The organism is Pseudomonas sp. PSKL.D1, assembly GCF_028898945.1.
Taxonomy (GTDB): domain Bacteria; phylum Pseudomonadota; class Gammaproteobacteria; order Pseudomonadales; family Pseudomonadaceae; genus Aquipseudomonas.
The window spans coordinates 1,045,276-1,065,773 of sequence record NZ_CP118607.1 but is presented as its reverse complement, the minus strand read 5'-3'; the positions used below and the strand labels follow the sequence as shown (position 1 = coordinate 1,065,773).

Below are 20,498 nucleotides of genomic sequence, written 5' to 3'. Positions count from 1 at the left end.
CCGGCCCTTTCGCGGCGGTTCGCCGCTGCGATGAACCCGCTCCCACAGAGTTATTGCATCCCTGTGGGAGCGGGTTTACCCGCGAAGAGGCCCTCAGCTCAACCAACAGGCCTCAAACCCTGGCGCAGGCCGAACAGGAACAGCAAGATGTCCTGATCCGGCTTGGCCTGAGCCTGCTGTTGCTTCACTTCACGCGGCAGCGCGCATTGCTCTGCCTGCTCGGACTTGCTGAATACCACCGGCCCCGGCTCTTCCCAGGCGGCAACGGCCACCGTGGTCACTGCCAAGCCAGCTACCAGAAACAAAGCTCGAGCGATTTCTAGTTTCATTGCCCTAACCCTTTGACAGCGCTGCCAAACGCCATCTGGTAAAAATAGAGCAGCGATTGCCATTCCGCGTCATTGAACGACGAATGGCGCCGCAGTTGGCGCAGGTCATTGGCAGCTGCACGCTGGCAACTGATGCGGCGTCGGCATTTTTCGAGGTCCAACAGCGCCACTTCGACGCGCGCCTGCTCGCCTTCACCGATTACCTTGATGAATACATGCTTGCCGTACAGGCAACCATGCTGCCAGTGGCCCAGGTGCATGCGCGCCAGGTTGTCGGCCAGGTCCTTGAACATCCGCTCGTGTACCACCTGCGGGTAGCGCTCACGGGCACCTTCGGCGTGCCAGGTGTCGAGTTCGACGAAACCGTCCAGCGCCTCGCTGACCAGCAGCGCACGCCATTGATGATCGGCATCGCGCTCGGCGCCCGCAAACACAATACGCGGAACGCGCACACCCAGTTGCTCGAAGCTGTGCAGCGCGTCGAGTTCACGCAGCACCGTCGGCCTGCCGAACGGGTGCAGCAAGCTGCGGTAGATATGCCCAATCTGGCGCTTGGAATACAGCAATTTGCCATTGCCATCGCTCAGGCGCTGCACACCACTCTCACCGCCGCGCCGCTGGTTGGGTTCCTCGACCCACTCACCCTGCTGGCGCCAATAGAAATCGAAGCGTGAATCGCCGCTCTGAGCTACAGCCATCAAACACTACCCCTTACGCAATACATAGACCCGCCACATGGCATAGAGCGGCAGGAAGTCGAGACGTTCCTGGATCCTGAAGCCAGCGGCCTTGAATTCTTCTTCCACTGTCTCTGCCGGTAACACAAAGCGGTTCTGATAATTGTCCTGCTCCGCTTTGGCGCTGCGCCGCTGCTCGAGCTTTTTGCGCCGCCAAGCCTTGAAGTTGCCGTCCACCCACAGTGACAGGATTACACTGTCTCGGCTAACTCGTTGAAATTCTTGAAGAATTGTCTTGCGATGGGCGGCTTCGCCAATGTGATGGAACAACCGCATGCAGAAAATGCTGTCCACCGCGTTGTCCGGCAAATCGATCGCAAAGGCAGAAGTTTGCAAAGGCCGTACCCGAGCTACCACTTCTGGCGGTTGTGATGCACACGCTGTCGCAATCATCGCCTCGGAGTTGTCAGCGCCAATGATCACACGGTTCGGTTTTTCCGCCAGCAGTGGCCAGAAGCGACCAGCCCCGCAAGGCAAATCAAGCACCAGGCCAGGCTCACCGGCCATTGCCAGGGCGCGGCGCGCCAGTTGCTCGTCGCGCTTGTGCGACAGGCGACGGGCCAGACCATCCTGGTGCTTGAGGAAGTACTCCTGAGCATGTTGCTGATCGTACTTCTCGGAAAATTCGAGTTTGATGGGGCTACGCATTGGGCATCTCCAGACTCCAGTGCGCTCACCTTAGGGAGCAGAGCGTTGGCGCTTGGTTATGCCGATGTGAAAAAAATGTCAGACACCTGACGTTTTGTTACACAACGTTACTCCGTAATCAGTGATGGGTCCATGCGCTCGGCACCCTGGCTCAGGTCCACCTGGAAGCGGCAACCATGGGGTGAGGTTGCCGTCAGCGTCACGCGCCAGCCCTGGTCATCGCAAATCCGCTGCACCAGCGACAGGCCCAAGCCCAGCCCTTCACCACGTCGCTCATCCCCTCGCACAAAGGGTTGGAACATTGCTTCTCGTTGCTCTTCAGGGATGCCCACGCCGCTGTCCTCGACGCTGAAACCATTGGGCTCCAGGCTCAGGCGAATGTAACCGCTGTCGGTGTAGTGCGCGGCGTTGCGCAGCAGGTTGCCCATCACCGATTGCAGAAACGTGGCGTTGTACAGCACGCGGCTGGCACTGACCCGGCCATCGAAATACAACGTCAAACCCTTTTGCTCGATAGTGTCACGCCACACGCCGATCAGGTCATCGGCCACTTCACGTAAGGTTGCCTGGGCCGCCACAGCCCCTTGGTCACGTTGCGCCCGGGCAAGCATCAGGAAAGTCTTGACCAGTTCGCGCATTTCCTCGGTCGCACGGGCGATGCGTTCTACCTGGTTGCGCGAACGGGTGTCCAGGTTCGGGTTTTCCATCAGCAATTCGCACGATGTGGCCAGCACCATCAACGGCGTGCGCAACTCGTGGCTTACATCACTGGTAAACAACCGCTCGCGCGTCAGTGCATCACGCAGCCGGCCCAGCGTATCGTCAAATGCCACCGCCAACTGGCCAACTTCGTCCGCCGCGTAATCCGGGGCCAACGGCGGCGCCAGGCCTAGCAGCTGGTCGCGGTGGCGCACCTGGCGTGCCAGGCGGATCACCGGTGCCATCACCCGTCGTGCCAACAGCCAGCCCAACACCGCAGCCAGCACCAGGCTGAGTACGAAACCCACCACCACGACGGCGAACAGCACGCGCTCGCGCTCTTCGAAATCGCTCTGGTCCTGCAGCAGCACGTAACGCCTGCCATCAACGATTTCGACCATGGCATGGTAGGAAAGCTGGTCCCGGAAGACTTCATGGAAGCCTTTGTCGAGGTGGCGCAAGTCCTTGGGCAGTTCGAAGTCGTCACGCCCGCCGCTGAAGTAGAACAATTGGTCTGGCCGAGGGCGATGGCTCCAGTCACTGACGCTGTCCATGCGCAACAGGCGCTGCAAATCGCCACCGAGCACCGACGAAATCAGGCGCTCCTCCACCAGGTGAACCGTGGCGACGATGCCAAATGCGAAGGCCCCGGCCACCAACGCGCTCATCAGCGCAAATGCAATGATGATGCGCTGAGCGAGGCTTTGCTTAAACTCCATCTCGGCCCTCGGCGAGGCGATAGCCGACGCCATGGACGGTATGCAGCAGCGGTTTTTCGAAGGGTTTGTCGATCACTTGGCGCAACTGGTGCACATGGCTGCGCAGGCTGTCGCTGTCCGGGCAATCGTCCCCCCACAGGGCTTCTTCCAGCACTTCGCGGCGCAGCACGTGCGGGCTCTTTTGCATCAATACGGCCAACAACTTCAGACCTACCGGGTTGAGCTTGAGCAGGCGGCCTTGGCGAGTAACCTCAAGCGTATCCAGGTCGTAGCTCAGGTCGGCCACCTGCAGGGTGCGGCGCCCGCCACCCTGGGCGCGGCGCAGCACTGCTTCGATGCGCGCAGCCAGTTCGGACAAGGCGAACGGCTTGAGCAAGTAGTCATCTGCCCCGGAGCGGAAACCTTGCAGGCGGTCGTCGAGCTGGTCGCGAGCGGTGAGCATGATCACCGGCGTGTCACGACGGGCGTCTTCGCGCAGGCGTTTGCACAGGGTGTAGCCATCGATGCCGGGCAGCATGATGTCGAGCACGATCAGGTCGTAGTGCTCGGTGGCGGCAAGGTGCAGGCCAGACAGGCCATCCTGGGCACAGTCGACGGTGTAGCCCTTCATGCCCAGGTAGTCAGCCAGGTTGGCAAGGATATCGCGGTTGTCTTCAACCAAAAGAATGCGCATCGGGTTCTCCTGTGCGGCGCTTCGCAGAGTGCGCGGCAGGCGCAGCTTAAGGCCATCGCCCGGCCTGTGCCAGCCCTCTGGAAAATTCACCGAACTTGACGGTTTTTTCACTCATCCTTCACGGAGTCAGGATAGCGGGCGCCGGACAATGGCCGGTCTTTTTCGCGCCCTGGAGCCGCCATGCACCCACCCATACGCCCTCGCCCGATCAACATCTGGCTGTACCTGGGCATTCCACTGGCCACTGCGCTGGCCTTGATACTGCTCGAACTGACCTCGGTCGACATGGACATCGCCAACCTGTTTTTTGACCCCGCAGCCGGGCAGTTCATCGGGCGCCACAGCTACCTGCTGGAAAACATCCTGCATGACCGGGTCAAGCAAGGCGTGATTCTGCTGGGGTTACTGTCGCTGGCTGCATTTGCCACAAGCTTCTTCTGGAAACGCCTTTTTGGCTGGCGTCGTGAACTGGGTTGCCTGGTGCTGGCACTGGGGGTATCCACCGCGTTTGTCACACCGCTGAAAAAGGTGACGCAAGTGCAGTGCCCGTGGAGCCTGACCCAATTTGGCGGTACCGAAACCTACAGCAAGCTGCTGGAACCGCGCCCTGCCACTGACAAGCCGGGCCTGTGCTGGCCGGGTGGGCATGCGGCAACGGGCTTCTGCCTGTTCGGGTTGTTCTTCATGTTGCGTGACCGGCGCCCGCGGCTGGCCCGGGTGGCATTGGCTGTGGCCCTTGTGGCCGGGTCAGTGCTGTCGGTGGGTAGGATGATGCAGGGAGCGCACTTCCTGTCGCACAACCTGTGGACGGCGGTGTTCTGTTGGTTGATCGGGTTGGGGTCGTATTACCTAGTGCTGTATCGGCGGGGGGTGGCTGAGGTGCCAGTTGCCGAGCGCGGTGCTGTTTGAAACACGGGCCGCTTTGCGGCCCATCGCGGCTGAAGCCGCTCCTACACGAATCGCGAAAACCTGTAGGAGCGGCTTCAGCCGCGAAGGGCCGCAAAGCGGCCCCAAATACCCAAAACAAAAAAGAGCCCCGGTTCTCACGAACCGGGGCCCTTTCATGGTGCAGGGGGTGAGGCTGGCTTACATCATGCCGCCCATGCCACCCATGCCGCCCATGTCTGGCATGCCACCACCAGCTGGAGCTTCGCTCGGAGCGTCAGCAACCATGGCTTCGGTGGTGATCATCAGACCGCCAATCGAAGCAGCAGCTTGCAGCGCCGAACGGGTGACCTTGGCTGGGTCCAGGATGCCCATCTCGATCATGTCGCCGTATTCGCCGGTAGCAGCGTTGTAGCCGTAGTTGCCCGAACCTTGCTTGACCTTGTCAGCAACAACGCTTGGCTCGTCGCCGGCGTTGGCAGTGATCTGACGCAGCGGGGCTTCAACAGCGCGACGCAGCAGGGCGATACCGACGTTCTGGTCTTCGTTGTCGCCTTTCAGGTCGATAATGGCAGCCAGAGCGCGAACCAGGGCAACACCACCGCCAGGCACCACGCCTTCTTCGACGGCAGCACGGGTAGCGTGCAGGGCGTCTTCAACGCGGGCTTTCTTCTCTTTCATTTCAACTTCGGTGCCAGCACCGACCTTGATCACGGCAACACCGCCAGCCAGTTTGGCCAGACGCTCTTGCAGCTTCTCACGGTCGTAGTCCGAAGAGGTTTCTTCGATCTGGGCGCGGATTTGCTTCACGCGGCCTTCGATGTCGGCGTCAACGCCAGCACCGTCGATGATGGTGGTGTTTTCCTTGGACAGGATGACGCGCTTGGCGTTACCCAGGTGCTCCAGGGTAGCGGATTCCAGGGACAGGCCGATTTCTTCGGAGATGACCTGGCCGCCGGTCAGGACAGCGATGTCCTGCAGCATGGCCTTGCGACGGTCGCCGAAGCCTGGGGCCTTGACCGCTGCAACCTTGACGATGCCGCGCATGTTGTTGACGACCAGGGTAGCCAGGGCTTCGCCTTCGACGTCTTCAGCAACGATCAGCAGCGGACGGCCGGCTTTGGCAACGGCTTCCAGAACTGGCAGCAGCTCACGGATGTTGGAGATTTTCTTGTCAACCAGCAGCAGCAGCGGGCCTTCCAGCTCGGCAACCATGGTGTCCGGCTTGTTGACGAAGTACGGCGACAGGTAGCCGCGGTCGAACTGCATGCCTTCTACGACGGACAGTTCGTTTTCCAGGCCCGAGCCTTCTTCAACGGTAATGACGCCTTCTTTGCCGACTTTTTCCATGGCTTCGGCGATGATTTCACCGATGGAGTTGTCGGAGTTGGCGGAGATGGTGCCTACCTGGGCGATGGCCTTGGAGTCGGCGCATGGCTTGGACAGGTTTTTCAGCTCGGCGACGACGGCAGCGGTGGCCTTGTCGATGCCGCGCTTCAGGTCCATCGGGTTCATGCCGGCAGCGACGGCCTTCAGGCCTTCGTTGACGATGGCTTGAGCCAGAACGGTAGCGGTGGTGGTGCCGTCACCGGCAGCGTCGTTGGCCTTGGAAGCAACTTCCTTGACCAGCTGGGCGCCCATGTTTTCGAAGGCGTCTTTCAGCTCGATCTCTTTGGCAACGGAAACGCCGTCCTTGGTGATGGTCGGAGCGCCGAAGCTCTTGGCCAGGACCACGTTACGGCCTTTCGGGCCCAGGGTCGCTTTTACCGCGTCAGCCAGAACGTTGACACCAACCAGCATTTTCTTACGGGCGGAGTCGCCGAATTTTACGTCTTTAGCAGCCATGATCGTTTAATCCTTGGAATTCTTTGGAGTAACGGGAAGTCGGGGAAATCAGCCTTCAACAACGGCGAGGATTTCGTTCTCGCTCATTACCAGCAGGTCTTCACCATCAACTTTCACGGTGTTGCTGCCCGAGTAAGGGCCGAAAACCACTTTGTCACCCACTTTCACGGCCAGCGCGCGTACTTCGCCGTTGTCCAGGATGCGACCGGTGCCGACGGCAACGACTTCGCCGCGGTTTGGTTTTTCAGCGGCCGAACCCGGCAGGACGATACCGCCAGCGGTTTTCGATTCTTCTTCGCTGCGACGGATGACGACGCGGTCATGCAGAGGACGAAGCTTCATTGTCGATCTCTCCCAAATTGTGGTTTTCATCGGCCGGTGTCGACACCGGCGGGTTAATGCGGTCCGGCGGTGCCGGGGGTGGCCCGCAATGGGCGAACCACCTGTGTCATGACTGGTGTTGCCACCAGAAACCTTGCGGTGACCACATACATGAGGCCGCCATAATCAATTACAAGGTGTGGGCAATAAAAATTTTGATCCGTTTGCCAAGGGCTTATTTGTCGCGGCGCTCGTACTCGCCCTCGATCACATTCGGGCGCTGGCCACTGTCACGCGGCTGCGCCTGGAACGGGTCATCCTGGAACGCGCGCTGGCGCATGGCCTGGGCCTCGGCGCGCTGGCGCATCTTGCGCGCGGCGAAGTGGCGGGTGAAAGGCAGCAGGAAGATCAGGCCCAGCACGTCACTGATGAAGCCCGGGATGATCAACAGGCCACCACCGACGGCCAGCAACAGGCCCTGGAACATGTCCTCGGCAGGCAGTTCGCCGCGCTGGAGGCTTTCACGGGCACGCAGTGCGGTAGCCAGGCCGGCCACGCGCATCACCAGCACGCCCAGGGCGGAGCCGGCAATGATCAGCAGCAGGGCCGGGAAGAAACCGATGGCGCCGCTGACCTTGACGAAGACGAACAGCTCCAGCACCGGAAAGAGCAGGAACAACAGTAGAAAAGCACGCATCTAGCATCCTCATCGGAAGAGAAACTTCCTGTAAGAACCACAGATGGATGCGTGCCCCCGGCTTTTCAAGCCTCGACTACAGTCGCAGCTGGCCATTGGTCGGCGCGGGCCAGCAAAACCAAGGCTTCGCGGACTTGTGTCGGCGTATTGCAAATGCTTGGGAACGGCAACCAATAGATGCCCTGGCCGATGCGCAGGTGCATGCCTTCGCTGTCGATGCCGACCATCTCGGCAGGCGCACTGCGGGGCAAATCGCTCAGCTCCACGTAATGGGCAATGGCGTTGGCATGGTCGCTGTTCATGTGTTCGATCATGCTGGCCTCGGCCTTGCCCGCGAACGGGTTGGCCAAGGTCACATGGTCGAGCCAGTGAATGGCACCAAAGCCGCCGATGTAGCGATGGCGCACAGGCTTGACGACCCAGAAGTCAAAATCGTGGGCCTTGTGGTAGTTGGCGGCATCGGGGAAGTAACGGTAATAGCGCTCGGCGGCGGCCTCGATGGCAACTTCATCGGTCAGCTTGTGGGCCTCGGCCATCACGGTAAGGCGCCCGACGGCCTGCACGTCCTCTGCTTCGCGCTCGCCCACCAGCAGGGAGCACTTGGGGTCTTTTTGCAGGTTGTGGGTATGCTGGGCGATGCGGCTGATGAGGATCAGCGGGTTGCCTTCGGCGTCCAGGCAGTAAGGTACGACAGAGCCGAACGGGAAACCGGGCATGGACTTGGAGTGGGTCGAGAGGACGCCGCGGTATTCCTTGAGCAGCAGTTCGCGGGCGGGGCGGATGGCGGTGGTACTCACGGAAAATGCTCCAGGCAGTATCGGAATTGGTGACAAGATAAGCATTATCACCTGAGCCTGCCAGTGAGTTCCCCTGTAGGAGCGGATTCATCCGCGAACACCGGCGACGCGGTGGATGGCACCGGCGTCGCCGGTGTTCGCGGCTGAAGCCGCTCCTACAAAGGGTCAGCGATTTACCAAGTCACACCAAACCCGGCCGTGTACCGGGTCTTCTCCAGATCACTGTCCCGCGTCCCGCTGATAATGTCCCGCTCGGCCTTGAGGTTCAGCGACGCCCATTCAGTCACCTTGTAGCGCAGCCCCACCTCGGCATCCAGCGAGTAATCGGCCACGCCGCCCAGCGGCTTGGCGAACTCGCCGTTGGTGAACAGTTGCACGTTCTTGCCGATCAGGTAGCGGGTGTAGTCCCACTTCACGGCGGCAGAGTAGAAGTTGTCCTTGGCCCCGTCCTGGTACTCGAAGTCAGTACGGTTGATCAGCGAACCCAGCGAGAATGCACCGAGTTCGTCGTCCCAGAACTGGTAACCAGGGCCAGTACCCACCGTGCGCTGACGGGCCAGGTCCTCGATCCGGTCGCGCTTGTACTCAAGCCGCCCCTGCCAGAACCACTTCTCGGTCATGAAGCGGTCGAGCGCATACTCGGCGCTCCAGTTGTCGGTGGTGGTGACATCGTCCTTGGTTTCGCGGTTGTACTCGCCTTCGGCGTTATGCCGCCAGCGGCCATGGCGGGCCGTGGTCTTGAAGCCGATGTCATAGTCGTCGGTGTCGTTCTCGGCGCGTTTGTAGTCCATCGCCACGTCGACATTACCCTTCCAGATGAGGTCTTCGACCACAGGCTTGGGCTTCATGATCTGCTGGATGCTGGCCAGTTCGACGGTCTTCGGCGCCTCGCCGTTGGCCAAGGTAACCTTGCCCGCTTCGGCCGCCTTGAGCGACTTGGCCTTCTCACCGTTGTAGGCATCCTGCTTGACCAGCAGTTCCTGGTCGCTCTCCAGCGTCTGCACCTGCTTCCAGTCCAGCGAAATGGAGCCACCGTACGGCGTTTCCAGCAGCAGTTTGCCGCCATCGAAGACACGAATCTTGCCGCTCAGGCGGTCACCGTTCTTCATCCAGACGGTGTCGGCAAAGGCAGGGGCGGTACACAGGGAAGCGGTCAACAGGCAAAGCAAGGATCTAGAATACATAAGCGGACTACGGGTTCGATTCGACGAAAAAAGCCGGGCATTATCCAGATACCGACAACCAGAGCAAGGACAGACCGACATGATGCCGTTGAGTTCAACTCTCATTTGCCGCGACCGCTCGTCCGGTTTCATCCTAGGCCAGTGCAGCCGTGATGTCTGAGGGATATGAGCACGCCCTGGAGTCGTCAGAAGCCCGACGAACGGCCCTGTATTCAGTGCTCGGCCAAGTGCCGGAAGGGAAAGTTGTGAGCTACGGCCAACTCGCTGAACTGGCTGGCCTTGGCCGGGCAGCACGCTGGGTTGGCCGCACGTTGAGCCAGTTACCGGGCGATACCCGTCTACCATGGCATCGCGTACTGGGGGCAGGCGGTCGCCTGAGCCTGGCGCTGGGTACGCCGTCGGGAGATGAACAACGTGCGAGGCTACGTGCGGAGGGCGTGAATGTAACCAATAATCGTGTGGATATGATGCGCCATGGCTGGCGCCCAATGGAGCACAGCGGTTAGAGTGCGCGCTTTGTTTTAGCAAACTTGAGGCAGATGTTGGCCCATGCCCCGTAAAACCTGGCGCGCTGCGCTTGCTGCATATGCCAGCCCGTCTACCTTGGTACTTTTGCTGCTGGGCTTCGCCGCCGGCCTGCCCTACATGCTGGTGTTTTCGACCCTTTCGGTGTGGCTGCGCGAAGCAGGCGTTGCGCGTGAAACCATCGGTTACGCGAGCCTGATCGGCCTGGCGTACGCCTTCAAATGGGTGTGGTCGCCGCTGCTCGACCAATGGCGCCTGCCGCTGCTCGGTGGCCTGGGGCGCCGCCGGTCGTGGTTGCTGCTGTCCCAGGGGCTGGTGGTGATTGGCCTGGTCGGCATGAGCCTGTGCGATCCACAGCAACACCTGTCCTGGCTGATCGCCTTGGCGGTGTTGGTGGCTTTTGCGTCTGCTACTCAAGACATCGCGGTGGACGCTTACCGCCTGGAAATCGCCGACGATCAACGCCAGGCCGCCCTCGCCGCCAGCTACATGGCCGGTTACCGCGTTGCCGCCCTGCTCGCCACCGCAGGCGCGCTGTTCTTCGCCGAATGGTTCGGCTCCACGGGCTACAGTTACCTGCATAAAGCCTGGGCCGGCACCTACGTGCTGTTCGGCGTGCTGATGCTCCCAGCGCTGTTCACCACGCTGGTGATGCGCGAGCCGCCTGTACCACTGCGTACGCAACTGTCGGCAGCACGTTACGGCCTGATGCACCAACTGGCATCGGTATTCGTGTTGATAATCCTGCTGGTGTCCGTGCCGGCCAGTTTCACCCAGATGTTCAACACCGGCTGGTCCAGTGTCATCACTGGCGAAGCGAGCCCGTTGGACCTGCTGCTCGAAGACCGCGCCTTCCTGCGCCTGATCCTCTACGTGCTGCTGACCTGGGCCTGCCTGTCGAGCCTGGGCCGCCGAGGCCTTGCCCCGGTGCTGACACCGGTCAACGACTTCATCGTGCGTTACCGCTGGCAGGCACTGCTGCTGCTCGGGCTGATTGCCACCTATCGCATGTCGGACACGGTAATGGGCGTGATGGCCAACGTGTTCTACATCGACATGGGCTTCACCAAGGACCAGATCGCCAGTGTCAGCAAGATTTTCGGCCTGATCATGACGCTGGTGGGTGCGGGCGCGGGTGGGCTGTTGATCGTGCGGTTCGGCATTTTGCCGATCCTGTTCATCGGCGGTGCCGCCTCGGCGGCCACCAACATCCTGTTCCTGATGCTGGCCGACATGGGCCCGAACCTGGAAATGCTGGTGGTGACCATTTCGCTGGACAACTTCAGCTCAGGTTTGGCCACCTCGGCGTTCGTGGCCTACCTGTCGAGCCTGACCAACCTGAAGTTCTCGGCAACGCAATACGCTTTGCTGAGCTCGATCATGCTGCTGTTGCCGCGCTTGATCGGCGGGTATTCAGGGGTGATGGTGGAGAAGTTCGGGTACCACGACTTCTTCCTGATCACGGCGTTACTGGGAGTGCCTACCCTGATCCTGATTGCGTTGCAGTGGCGCCAGGAAGCCGGGCGCGGCAAGCAGGTGCCAGTGGAGAATTCGGCGGCTGAGGGGCCTTGATCAGCCTGTAACGGCCCTTCGCGGATAAATCCGCTCCTACACGGATCGTAGCCCCCTGTAGGAGCGGATTTATCCGCGATGACGCCGGCAAAGCCCCTACTGAACCACCGCCCCTTCCCCAGGCCGCCCGCCCACCACAAACCACAATGGCCATAGCGCCAGCGCCCCCGCCACACCGGCAGCCAGCGCAAAGTGCATCAGGCTAGCCCCCGCCCCGATCATCGCCAACAGCGCGCCACCCAGGCCCAGCAGTGCAATGGTGATCATGCCGAGCATGGCCGACACCAAACCCTTGCTCTGCTCGCTGGAGAACAGCGTCATGCGGTACAGCACCGCATTGGCCACCCCAAGGCCCAGCGCGTACAGCGACATGCCAGCCACCACGCTGATTACGCTCGGCCAGTACCAGGTCGCCACGACCATCAAACACAGGCCCGCCAGGTACGGCCACAATGCGCCACGCACCAATGCTGGCAACGGGTAACGGTCGGCGATGCGGTTGATGATCAGGTTGCCGAGGATCAGCCCACCAAACACCGGCAACTGCCACAGCGCATATTCCATGGTGCTCAGGCCCTCATCATGGATAAGCAGCACCGGCGAAAGGCCGATCCAGCCGATTAACGGCAGGCCAACCAGCCCCAGCGCGGCACTGCCCGCCACGAACTTGCGATTGGCCAGCAACTGGCCATAGCCCGCGAGCAAGGGCAGCAGGTGAATCGGCGTGAACGGCAGGCGCGAACCGTCGCGCCGCTCCACCCCAAGGGTTTCTGGCATCAGGCGGTGCAGCAACACCCAGCACAGCACCGCACCGCACCGATGGCAAAGGCCACGAACAGCCAGCGCCAGTCCAGCCACTGCAGCATCAAGGTACCCACCAACGGGCCCAACAGCGGCGACAGCAAGGCGATGTTGGCCAGCAGCGCCATCATGCGCACGGCGTCGGCCTCGCTGAACGCTTCGTTCAGCGCGGGGTAGCTGACTGTGACGACAAACCCAAGGCCAATGCCTTGCAGCAAACGCAGCAGGTTGAACAGGCCAATGTCCTGCACCCAATACGTGGCCAGGCAAGCTACGCCGAAGAACGCGCAACCGGCCAACAGCAGCGGGCGGCGACCATAGCGGTCGGCCAGCGGGCCGATCAGCCACTGCAGCACCACCCCGCCCAGCAGGTACAGGTTGAGCGCATGGGGAATGTACTCGGGGCTGGCATTCAGGTGATCGACCACCACCGGCATGGCGGGCATGACCGCATCGCTGGCCAGGTAGGTCAGCAGTTCGAACAAGGCCAACGTCAGGCCGAACAGCAAGGCGCGAAGGGGGGTGATGTACAGCAGTGGTTTCATGATGAATTTCGGGTGCAGGCAGGAGGGGTCAGGCTATATGCCAGAAAAGGTGGGGGATTGCTGTGAACAAGTGTAAAAAAGGGGCCGCAAGCGGCCCCTGTAGTCAATTCGCGCTTACTGCGCAGCTGTTTCCTGCACCATGCGGATCACCCGCTGCGGAAACGGAATTTCGATACCTTCGGCCTTCAAGCGGTCACGGGCATGCTCGTTGAGCATGAACATCACATCCCAGTAATCGGCCGTTTTCACCCAAATGCGCAGCGACACGGTGATCGAGCTGTCACCCAGGGTGGAAATCACCGCCTGCGGCGCCGGGTCTGCCAGCACGCGCGGGTCCTGGGCCAGCTCCAGCAGCACGTTACGTGCAACCTGCAGGTCGGCGTCATAATCCACACCCACATCGAACACCACCTTGCGCGTTGGCTGGCGGTTGGTGTTTGTGATGATGCCGTTGGACAGGCTGCCGTTGGGCATGATCACTGTCTTGTTGTCACCGGTGCGCAGCACGGTGTGGAAAATCTGGATACTGTCGACGGTACCCGACACACCCTGCGCCTCGATCCAGTCGCCGATGCGGAACGGGCGGAACATCAGGATCAGCACCCCGCCGGCAAAGTTCGCCAGGCTGCCCTGCAAGGCCAGGCCGATGGCCAGGCCGGCGGCACCGATGGCGGCGACGAACGACGTGGTTTCGATGCCGATCATCGAGGCCACGCTGACGAACAGCAGCACCTTCAACACGATGTTCGCCAAGGAGCTGATAAAGCCCTGCAACGCCACATCGGCACGCAGGCCGACCAGCTTGCCCAAACGTGCGCTGAGCTTGTTGATCAACCACCAGCCAATCGCCAGGGTCAGCAGCGCCAGCGTCAGGCGGCTGCCATATTCCATGATCAAAGGGATCCAGGTCTGCGATTGGCGGACCAGCTGATCGACTTCAGCGTTCAAATCCATATTCATCTCCTGATGCCGAGCGGCATGTACACGGTAAAACGGGCCGCTGAACGATCAACGGCCATGGACCCGGTGGACATCATTGCGCCATCGGGGTTCCAGGCAACGCTTCAATCAGTCGCGGAAGTTGTTGAACTGCAGCGGCATGTCGAACTCTTTGGTGCGCAGCAGGGCAATGGCTTCCTGCAGGTCGTCACGCTTTTTGCCGGTAACGCGAACCTGCTCGCCCTGGATGGCAGCCTGAACCTTGAGCTTGCCGTCCTTGATGGTGGCGACGATTTTCTTGGCCAGGTCCTTGTCGATGCCTTCGCGGAACTTGGCTTCCTGTTTCTTTTCCTTACCCGAGGGGTACGGGTCTTTGGTTTCCAGGCATTTGACGTCGATCTTGCGCTTGACCAGTGCCAGGCGCAGGATTTCCAGCATGGCCTCGAGCTGGAACTCTTCCTCGGCGGTCAGCAGCACGGTTTGCTCTTTGTCCTTGAACTCGAAGGTGCCCTTGCCCTTGAGGTCGTAACGGCGGTCGAGGTCCTTGATGGCGTTGTCCACCGCGTTCTGCACTTCGTGCTTGTCCAGTTCCGATACCACGTCGAACGAAGGCATGGTTGTTCTCCCAAAATAAAAGCGCGCTCGGCGTGAAGATGGAGCGCGCGGGGTTTGACGGTTAAAATGCGGGCTCATTATAACGGGTTGCGAAACGCAGATGAGCAGCACCTGGCATATTCTCGGCGCCGGCAGCCTCGGCACCCTTTGGGCCTGCCGCCTGGCAAGGGCAGGCAAGGCGGTGCGCCTGATCCTGCGCGACCCTCAACGGCTGCAGGCTTACCAACAGGCAGGCGGCCTGACCCTTGTAGAGCAGGACCAGGCCTCGAAGTACGCGATTCCTGCCGAAACGGCCGAATCCCGTGGGCCGATCCACAGGCTACTGGTGGCCTGCAAAGCCTACGATGCCGCCCCCGCCATCGCCCGGCTGGCCCCCCGTCTGGCCCAAGAGGGTGAAGTTGTGCTGCTGCAGAACGGCCTTGGCAGCCAGGACGAGGTAGCCGAGCAAATCCCCCACCTGCGCTGCATCTTCGCCTCCAGCACCGAGGGCGCCTTCCGCGAGGATGACTGGCGCGTGCGCTTTGCCGGCCACGGCTTCAACTGGCTGGGCGACCCGGCCAACCCAGCGACGCCCGAGTGGCTTGAAGAGCTGCATGACGCCAGCATTCCCACTGAATGGACGGTGGATATCCTTACCCGTCTGTGGCGTAAACTGGCGCTCAACTGCGCCATCAACCCGCTGACTGTGCTGCATGACTGCCAGAACGGCGGGCTGCTGGGGCACTTGCCGGAGGTAGACGCCATCAGCGCTGAGCTGGCCAGATTGCTGCATTGCTGTGGCCAACCCGAGGCCGCCGAAAACCTGGACGAAGAAGTGCAACGGGTAATCGTCGCCACCTCGGCCAACTACTCTTCCATGTATCAGGACGTACGCGCCGGCCGGCGCACCGAAGTGCACTACCTGCTGGGCCATGCCTGCCGTACGGCCGAGCGCCATGGCGTGGAAGTGCCACAGCTTGAACAGTTGCACCAGCGCCTGGTCAAAAATCTGCACGCACGCGGCTTGCCCAGCGCCTGACGCGCCCTTGTGAACCGGACACGGACATTGCCGAACCCATGACCCTGCGCCAACGCCTGGAAAACCTCCCGGTCGGGCAAAAACTGCTGGCGGCCCTGCTGGTGCTGCTGGTGACCATCCTGTTGGTGGCCAACCTCACCTTCATCAGCGCCGCCTACTGGATCACCCAGGAAAGCATGGCGCCCCAAGCCTTGCAGACCATCGGCCGACTGGTCGCCAACCCACAGCTTTCAGCCCGCGCGGGCGACAGTGAGCAAACCGCCACTGCCCTGCTCAAGGAACTCGACAGCTATACCCCACTGCGCGCCGCTGCCATCTACGGCGGCGACGGCCGCATGCTCGCCCAGCTACAGCACGGCGACCCGCTGGCCCTGCCCAAGCGCTACCGCAACATCGACGGCTGGCGGCTGATGGAGTTTCGCAGCACCCAGCTGATCCGCATCCCCCGGGACGCCAGCCCGCCAGCACACCTGCTGCTGGTGGCCAGCAGTGAACTGCCCACGGCCTTCTACACCGGCACGCTCAGCGCCAGCCTGGGGATTCTGGTGTTCAGCATCCTGCTGTGGCTGGTGATCGCCCGGCAGATCAAACGCCTGATCACCCAGCCGATCAACCAGCTCGAAGAACTGACTCGCCAGGTGACCCGCGAAGAAAGCTATGCCCTGCGCGCTACCCGGGGCAACGACGACGAAATCGGCAGCCTGGCACAAGCCTTCAACACCATGCTCTCGCGAATCGAAGCCCGCGAATCGCAGCTGCGCAATGCCCGTGACGAGTTCCAGATGGCCTACGACCAGGCGCAAGGCCTGGCCGAGGAAACCCGCCACACCAACCGCAAGCTGGAGCTGGAAGTCCAGGTGCGCAGCAAGATCGAGAAAAAGCTGACGGGCTTTCAGAATTACCTCAACAGCATCATCGACTCCATGCCCTCGGCACTGATTGCCCTGGACGAGCAGTTGTATGTCACCCAGTGGAACCATGAGGCCACAGTGCTCTCCGGCACGCCGCTGGACGAGGCCCTGAACCAGCCTATCTTCATTGCCTTCGAACCACTCAAGCCCTTTCTGCCGCAGCTCAAGGAAAGCGTCGAGAAACACCGGGTGGCCAAGATTGAGCGCGTGACCTGGCCCAAGGACGACGACCAGCGCCACTATGCCCTCACCTTCTACCCCTTGATGGGCGGCGGCGGGCGCGGCGTGGTGATCCGCATCGACGACATCACCCAGCGCCTGTCGCTGGAAGAAATGATGGTGCAGTCAGAGAAGATGCTGTCGGTAGGCGGCCTGGCCGCTGGCATGGCCCACGAAATCAACAACCCGCTGGGCGCCATCCTGCATAACGTGCAGAACATTCGCCGCCGTCTGTCGCCAGAGCTGCCCAGAAACCTGGAACAGGCCAGCGAGCTGGGCATCGACCTGCCAACCGTCAACCAATACCTGGAAAGCCGGGAAGTACCGCAGTTGCTCGACGGCATCCAGCAAGCCGGTGCGCGGGCGGCGAAGATCGTGACCCACATGCTCAGTTTCAGCCGCCGCAGCAACCGCCAGTTGGCGCCTTGCGACCTGCCGGCACTGATCGACCAGGCGGTGGAAATTGCCGGTAACGACTTTGACCTGGCCATTGGCTTCGACTTCAAGGGCCAGGCTATCGTGCGCCAGTTCGACCCCCACCTTGGCCCGGTGCCGTGCACCGCCAACGAACTGGAACAAGTACTGCTCAACCTGCTGAAGAACGCTGCCCAGGCCATCCATCAGCGGCCGCAGCCCTGCGAACCGGGGCGCATCATCGTACGCACGAAGCTCAACCCGCCCTGGGCGGAAATCCAGATCGAGGACAACGGCGTCGGCATGCCAGAGGCCGTGCGCAAACGCACGTTCGAGCCGTTCTTCACCACCAAAGAGATAGGCCAGGGTACAGGCCTTGGGCTGTCGGTTTCGTATTTCATCATCACCAACAATCACAAGGGGCAGATGGAGGTGCAATCCACGCCCGGCCAGGGCACCTGCTTTACCCTGCGCCTGCCCCTTGGCCAGCCGGTAACGGCCAAGACGGAGGCATGACATGGGCTATCGCCTGTCAAAAATCTACACCCGCACCGGCGACAAGGGCGAGACCGGCCTGGGCGATGGGCGGCGAGTGCCCAAGGACCACCCGCGGATCGAGGCGATTGGCGAGGTGGACAGCCTGAACAGCCAGATAGGACTGTTGCTGGCCGGCCTTGCCGAACAAGGGCTGAAGGAAGTGAGCGATGTTCTTGCGCCGTGCCAGCACCGGCTGTTCGACTTGGGTGGGGAGTTGGCGATGCCGAGCTACCAGGCGCTGAACAGCGCCGAGGTGGAACGGCTGGAAGCGGCCATTGATGTGTGGAACGAGGAATTGGGGCCGCTGAAGAATTTCATCCTGCCCAGCGGTTCGGCATTGGTTGCGCAAGCGCATGTGTGCAGAAGCCTGGCGCGCAGTGCCGAGCGGCGGTGCCAGCAGTTGAATGCGCTGGAGCCGCTGGAGGGGGTTGGGTTGGCGTACATCAACCGGCTTTCGGATTTGCTGTTTGTGGCGGCTCGGATTATCGGGCGGCGGCAGGGGGTTGATGAGGTGTTGTGGCAACCCGCGAGCAAGGCTTGAGATTGTTTCGCGGATAAATCCGCTCCTACACAGATCTCTGTAGGAGCGGATTTACCGAAGCGTCGGACCGCCGCGATGGGCTGCGCAGCAGCCCCAGTTCACTCAGGCCAAAACGCCCGAATCCCTGCAACCCCCTGTGCTCCGGCCTCCCAGGCCCGCTCACGCTCACCCGGCCCAACGCCCCCCAGCAGGAACACCGGCTGGGTAAACCCGTCAATCAACCGCTGCGCCTCGTCCCACCCCAAAGGCACCGCATCGGGATGCGTCTGGGTAGCCTGCACCGGCGACAGGGTGACGAAATCCACCCCCATCAGTTCCGCCAGCGCCAACTCCTCGGCATTGTGGCAAGACGCCGCCAGCCAGCGGTCTTTCGGGAACGGTCGGCCATTGGCGGCATACTTGCGCAACTGCTTTGCCGTGAGGTGCCAACCGGCAGCCGGGAAGTCACCCAACCACTCCAGCGGCCCTTTGAGCATCAACTGCGCCTTGCCCGCACACAACCCTACGGCATCCACCGCCACATCGCGGTACTTGGGGTCGTACATGTCCGGTGCACGCAACTGAATCAGGCGGATGCCCGCGGCCACGGCCTTCTGGATGCCCTTGAGCATTTCCGGCACGTCGAGGCCATCAGGTGTAATCAGGTACTGATCCGGCAGGCGCGCGGCCGCCACGATCGGCTTGTTGGCTTCGGGGAATTCGTACTGCGCCAGCTCCCGCGGCGTTACCCAGGCCAGCGGTTGGCCCTCGGCACCGTGAGGCTCGCCGGTGAATGCATCGACTTCGCGAACATCCAGCAGCACCTGTTTGTCCGGGTAGTCATGGCTGACCTTGATCAGCGGCCGCGAGCGGCTCACTTCAATGCCAAGTTCTTCACGCAGTTCACGGGCCAGCGCCGCTTCCACGCTTTCGCCCGCCTCCACCTTGCCGCCCGGGAATTCCCACAGGCCGCCCTGGTGCTGGGTATCTGCACGCCGGGCAATGAGGATGCGGCCATCGTTGCCGCGGATGACGGCGGCCACTACATGTATCCGTTTCACCCTTCAGGCTCCATCAAAACGGGGGCCGCGGTGCAGCCCCCTGTAACAATCAAGTACGGTATTCGGCGTTGATCTTCACGTACTCGTGGGACAGGTCGGTGGTCCAGATGGTTTCGCTGCACTGGCCACGGCCCAGTTCGATGCGGATGGTGATCTCTTCCTGAGCCATCACGGCCGAACCTTGTTCTTCGGTGTAGCTTGGGCTGCGGCCGCCTTTGCTGGCGATGCACACGCTGTCGAGGTACACGTCGATCAAGCTGACATCCAGCTCAGGTACGCCAGCACGGCCCACGGCCGCCAGGATACGGCCCCAGTTGGGGTCGGAGGCGAACAGTGCGGTCTTGATCAGCGGCGAGTGGGCCACGGCATAACCGACGTCGAGGCATTCCTGATGGTTGCCGCCGCCGTTGACCTGCACGGTCACGAACTTGGTGGCGCCTTCGCCGTCACGGACGATGGCCTGGGCGACTTCCATGCACACTTCGAATACCGCTTTCTTCAGCGCTTCGAACAGCGCGCCGCTGGCTTCAGTGACTTCCGGCAGGTTGGCCTTGCCGGTGGCGATCAACATGCAGCAGTCGTTGGTCGAAGTATCGCCGTCGATGGTGATGCGGTTGAACGACTTGTTGGCACCGTCGAGCATCAGGTCTTTCAGCACCGCCGGGGCAACTTTGGCATCGGTGGCGATGTAGCCGAGCATGGTGGCCATGTTCGGGCGGATCATGCCAGCGCCTTTGCTGATGCCGGTAACAGTGACGGTCACGCCGTCGTGCTGGAACTGGCGGCTGGCACCTTTGGGCAGGGTGTCGGTAGTCATGATGCCGGTAGCGGCTTCTGCCCAGTGGTTTTCCGACAGGTTGTCCAGGGCGGCCTGCAAGGCGCCTTCGATTTTCTCAACCGGCAGCGGCTCACCGATGACGCCGGTGGAGAATGGCAACACGGACTCGGCAGGCACGCCGGTCAGTTCAGCCAGCTTGGCGCAGGTACGCTCGGCGGCAGCCAGGCCTGGCGCGCCAGTGCCTGCGTTGGCGTTGCCGGTGTTGGTCAGCAGGTAGCGCACGGTGCCCTGCACGCGCTGTTTGGACAGAATCACCGGGGCGGCGCAGAAGGCGTTGAGGGTGAAAACGCCTGCGACGCTGGAGCCTTCGGCACAGCGCATGACCACCACATCCTTGCGCCCTGGGCGCTTGATGCCCGCCGAAGCAATGCCGAGTTCAAAACCCGGAACCGGGTGCAGGGTGGGCAAAGGACCAAGACCAACAGCCATTAGAGCGCTCCTAGAAAAAT

The 20,498-nt window shown here is 61.7% G+C and carries 20 protein-coding genes and 1 pseudogene; 6 read left to right on the top strand and 15 right to left on the bottom strand.

Annotation, left to right across the window (positions count from 1 at the left end; all coding sequences use genetic code 11):
* Positions 1-98: 98 nt before the first annotated feature.
* The 5 genes from PVV54_RS04655 to colR form a co-directional block, all read right to left on the bottom strand.
* Complete coding sequence (locus PVV54_RS04655) at positions 99-329, bottom strand: hypothetical protein (RefSeq protein ID WP_274908812.1); 231 nt, start codon at positions 327-329, stop codon at positions 99-101.
* Positions 326-1,027 (bottom strand): lipopolysaccharide kinase InaA family protein, encoded by a 702-nt coding sequence (locus PVV54_RS04650; protein ID WP_274908811.1) that lies wholly within the window; start codon positions 1,025-1,027, stop codon positions 326-328. The genes PVV54_RS04655 and PVV54_RS04650 overlap by 4 nt, the downstream gene beginning before the upstream one ends.
* A gap of 6 nt (positions 1,028-1,033) precedes the next feature.
* Positions 1,034-1,714 (bottom strand): class I SAM-dependent methyltransferase, encoded by a 681-nt coding sequence (locus tag PVV54_RS04645; RefSeq protein WP_274908810.1) that lies wholly within the window; start codon positions 1,712-1,714, stop codon positions 1,034-1,036.
* Between the two features lie 107 nt (positions 1,715-1,821).
* Positions 1,822-3,132 carry a sensor histidine kinase gene (locus PVV54_RS04640; protein ID WP_274908809.1) on the bottom strand — a complete coding sequence of 437 codons (1,311 nt, stop codon included), beginning with the start codon at positions 3,130-3,132 and terminating at the stop codon, positions 1,822-1,824.
* The gene (gene colR, locus PVV54_RS04635; protein WP_003255215.1) at positions 3,122-3,805 is read right to left on the bottom strand and encodes a two-component system response regulator ColR; all 684 of its coding nucleotides are present in this window, start codon (positions 3,803-3,805) and stop codon (positions 3,122-3,124) included. The genes PVV54_RS04640 and colR overlap by 11 nt, the downstream gene beginning before the upstream one ends.
* Before the next feature lie 180 nt (positions 3,806-3,985).
* On the opposite strand from colR, the gene PVV54_RS04630 reads away from it, so the two are divergent.
* A complete protein-coding gene (locus PVV54_RS04630; protein WP_274908808.1) occupies positions 3,986-4,714 on the top strand; it encodes a phosphatase PAP2 family protein in 729 nt (242 codons plus the stop codon).
* Between the two features lie 177 nt (positions 4,715-4,891).
* Here the strand turns inward: PVV54_RS04630 and groL are convergent, their stop codons facing one another.
* The 5 genes from groL to PVV54_RS04605 all read right to left on the bottom strand — a co-directional run bounded on the left by groL (position 4,892) and on the right by PVV54_RS04605 (position 9,534).
* Entirely contained in the window at positions 4,892-6,535 is a 1,644-nt protein-coding gene (gene groL, locus PVV54_RS04625) for a chaperonin GroEL (RefSeq protein ID WP_274908807.1), read from the bottom strand.
* Between the two features lie 48 nt (positions 6,536-6,583).
* Entirely contained in the window at positions 6,584-6,877 is a 294-nt protein-coding gene (locus PVV54_RS04620) for a co-chaperone GroES (protein ID WP_009395550.1), read from the bottom strand.
* A gap of 214 nt (positions 6,878-7,091) precedes the next feature.
* On the bottom strand, positions 7,092-7,553 hold the full coding sequence (locus tag PVV54_RS04615; protein ID WP_274908806.1) for an FxsA family protein: 462 nt from the start codon (positions 7,551-7,553) through the stop codon (positions 7,092-7,094).
* Between the two features lie 65 nt (positions 7,554-7,618).
* Complete coding sequence (locus PVV54_RS04610) at positions 7,619-8,350, bottom strand: HugZ family pyridoxamine 5'-phosphate oxidase (protein WP_274908805.1); 732 nt, start codon at positions 8,348-8,350, stop codon at positions 7,619-7,621.
* A 173-nt stretch (positions 8,351-8,523) separates the two neighbouring features.
* The gene (locus PVV54_RS04605; protein WP_274908804.1) at positions 8,524-9,534 is read right to left on the bottom strand and encodes a DUF481 domain-containing protein; all 1,011 of its coding nucleotides are present in this window, start codon (positions 9,532-9,534) and stop codon (positions 8,524-8,526) included.
* A gap of 152 nt (positions 9,535-9,686) precedes the next feature.
* Here PVV54_RS04605 and PVV54_RS04600 point away from each other — a divergent pair, with 152 nt between their 5' ends.
* Entirely contained in the window at positions 9,687-10,040 is a 354-nt protein-coding gene (locus tag PVV54_RS04600; RefSeq protein WP_274908803.1) for an MGMT family protein, read from the top strand.
* Between the two features lie 43 nt (positions 10,041-10,083).
* Complete coding sequence (locus tag PVV54_RS04595) at positions 10,084-11,631, top strand: AmpG family muropeptide MFS transporter (RefSeq protein WP_274908802.1); 1,548 nt, start codon at positions 10,084-10,086, stop codon at positions 11,629-11,631.
* Between the two features lie 96 nt (positions 11,632-11,727).
* On the opposite strand, the pseudogene PVV54_RS04590 reads toward PVV54_RS04595, so the two are convergent.
* The 3 genes and pseudogenes from PVV54_RS04590 to PVV54_RS04580 all read right to left on the bottom strand — a co-directional run bounded on the left by PVV54_RS04590 (position 11,728) and on the right by PVV54_RS04580 (position 14,531).
* Positions 11,728-12,977: pseudogene (locus PVV54_RS04590) on the bottom strand (MFS transporter).
* Between the two features lie 114 nt (positions 12,978-13,091).
* Positions 13,092-13,931: a mechanosensitive ion channel family protein gene (locus PVV54_RS04585; protein WP_274908801.1), complete on the bottom strand. Its 840-nt coding sequence runs from the start codon at positions 13,929-13,931 to the stop codon at positions 13,092-13,094.
* A gap of 114 nt (positions 13,932-14,045) precedes the next feature.
* On the bottom strand, positions 14,046-14,531 hold the full coding sequence (locus PVV54_RS04580) for a YajQ family cyclic di-GMP-binding protein (RefSeq protein WP_186661546.1): 486 nt from the start codon (positions 14,529-14,531) through the stop codon (positions 14,046-14,048).
* 100 nt (positions 14,532-14,631) lie between these two features.
* Here PVV54_RS04580 and PVV54_RS04575 point away from each other — a divergent pair, with 100 nt between their 5' ends.
* The 3 genes from PVV54_RS04575 to PVV54_RS04565 are packed head-to-tail and all read left to right on the top strand — an operon-like array spanning position 14,632 to position 18,171.
* On the top strand, positions 14,632-15,549 hold the full coding sequence (locus tag PVV54_RS04575) for a putative 2-dehydropantoate 2-reductase (protein WP_274908800.1): 918 nt from the start codon (positions 14,632-14,634) through the stop codon (positions 15,547-15,549).
* A 38-nt stretch (positions 15,550-15,587) separates the two neighbouring features.
* Positions 15,588-17,609, top strand: coding sequence for a sensor histidine kinase (locus PVV54_RS04570; protein ID WP_274908799.1), 2,022 nt, complete (start codon positions 15,588-15,590; stop codon positions 17,607-17,609).
* Position 17,610: 1 nt separating this feature from the next.
* On the top strand, positions 17,611-18,171 hold the full coding sequence (locus tag PVV54_RS04565; protein ID WP_274908798.1) for a cob(I)yrinic acid a,c-diamide adenosyltransferase: 561 nt from the start codon (positions 17,611-17,613) through the stop codon (positions 18,169-18,171).
* 98 nt (positions 18,172-18,269) lie between these two features.
* Here the strand turns inward: PVV54_RS04565 and PVV54_RS04560 are convergent, their stop codons facing one another.
* Positions 18,270-19,211 (bottom strand): Nudix family hydrolase, encoded by a 942-nt coding sequence (locus tag PVV54_RS04560; RefSeq protein WP_274908797.1) that lies wholly within the window; start codon positions 19,209-19,211, stop codon positions 18,270-18,272.
* Between the two features lie 49 nt (positions 19,212-19,260).
* Positions 19,261-20,478 carry a bifunctional glutamate N-acetyltransferase/amino-acid acetyltransferase ArgJ gene (gene argJ, locus PVV54_RS04555; RefSeq protein WP_186668030.1) on the bottom strand — a complete coding sequence of 406 codons (1,218 nt, stop codon included), beginning with the start codon at positions 20,476-20,478 and terminating at the stop codon, positions 19,261-19,263.
* Between the last annotated feature and the right edge of the window lie 20 nt (positions 20,479-20,498).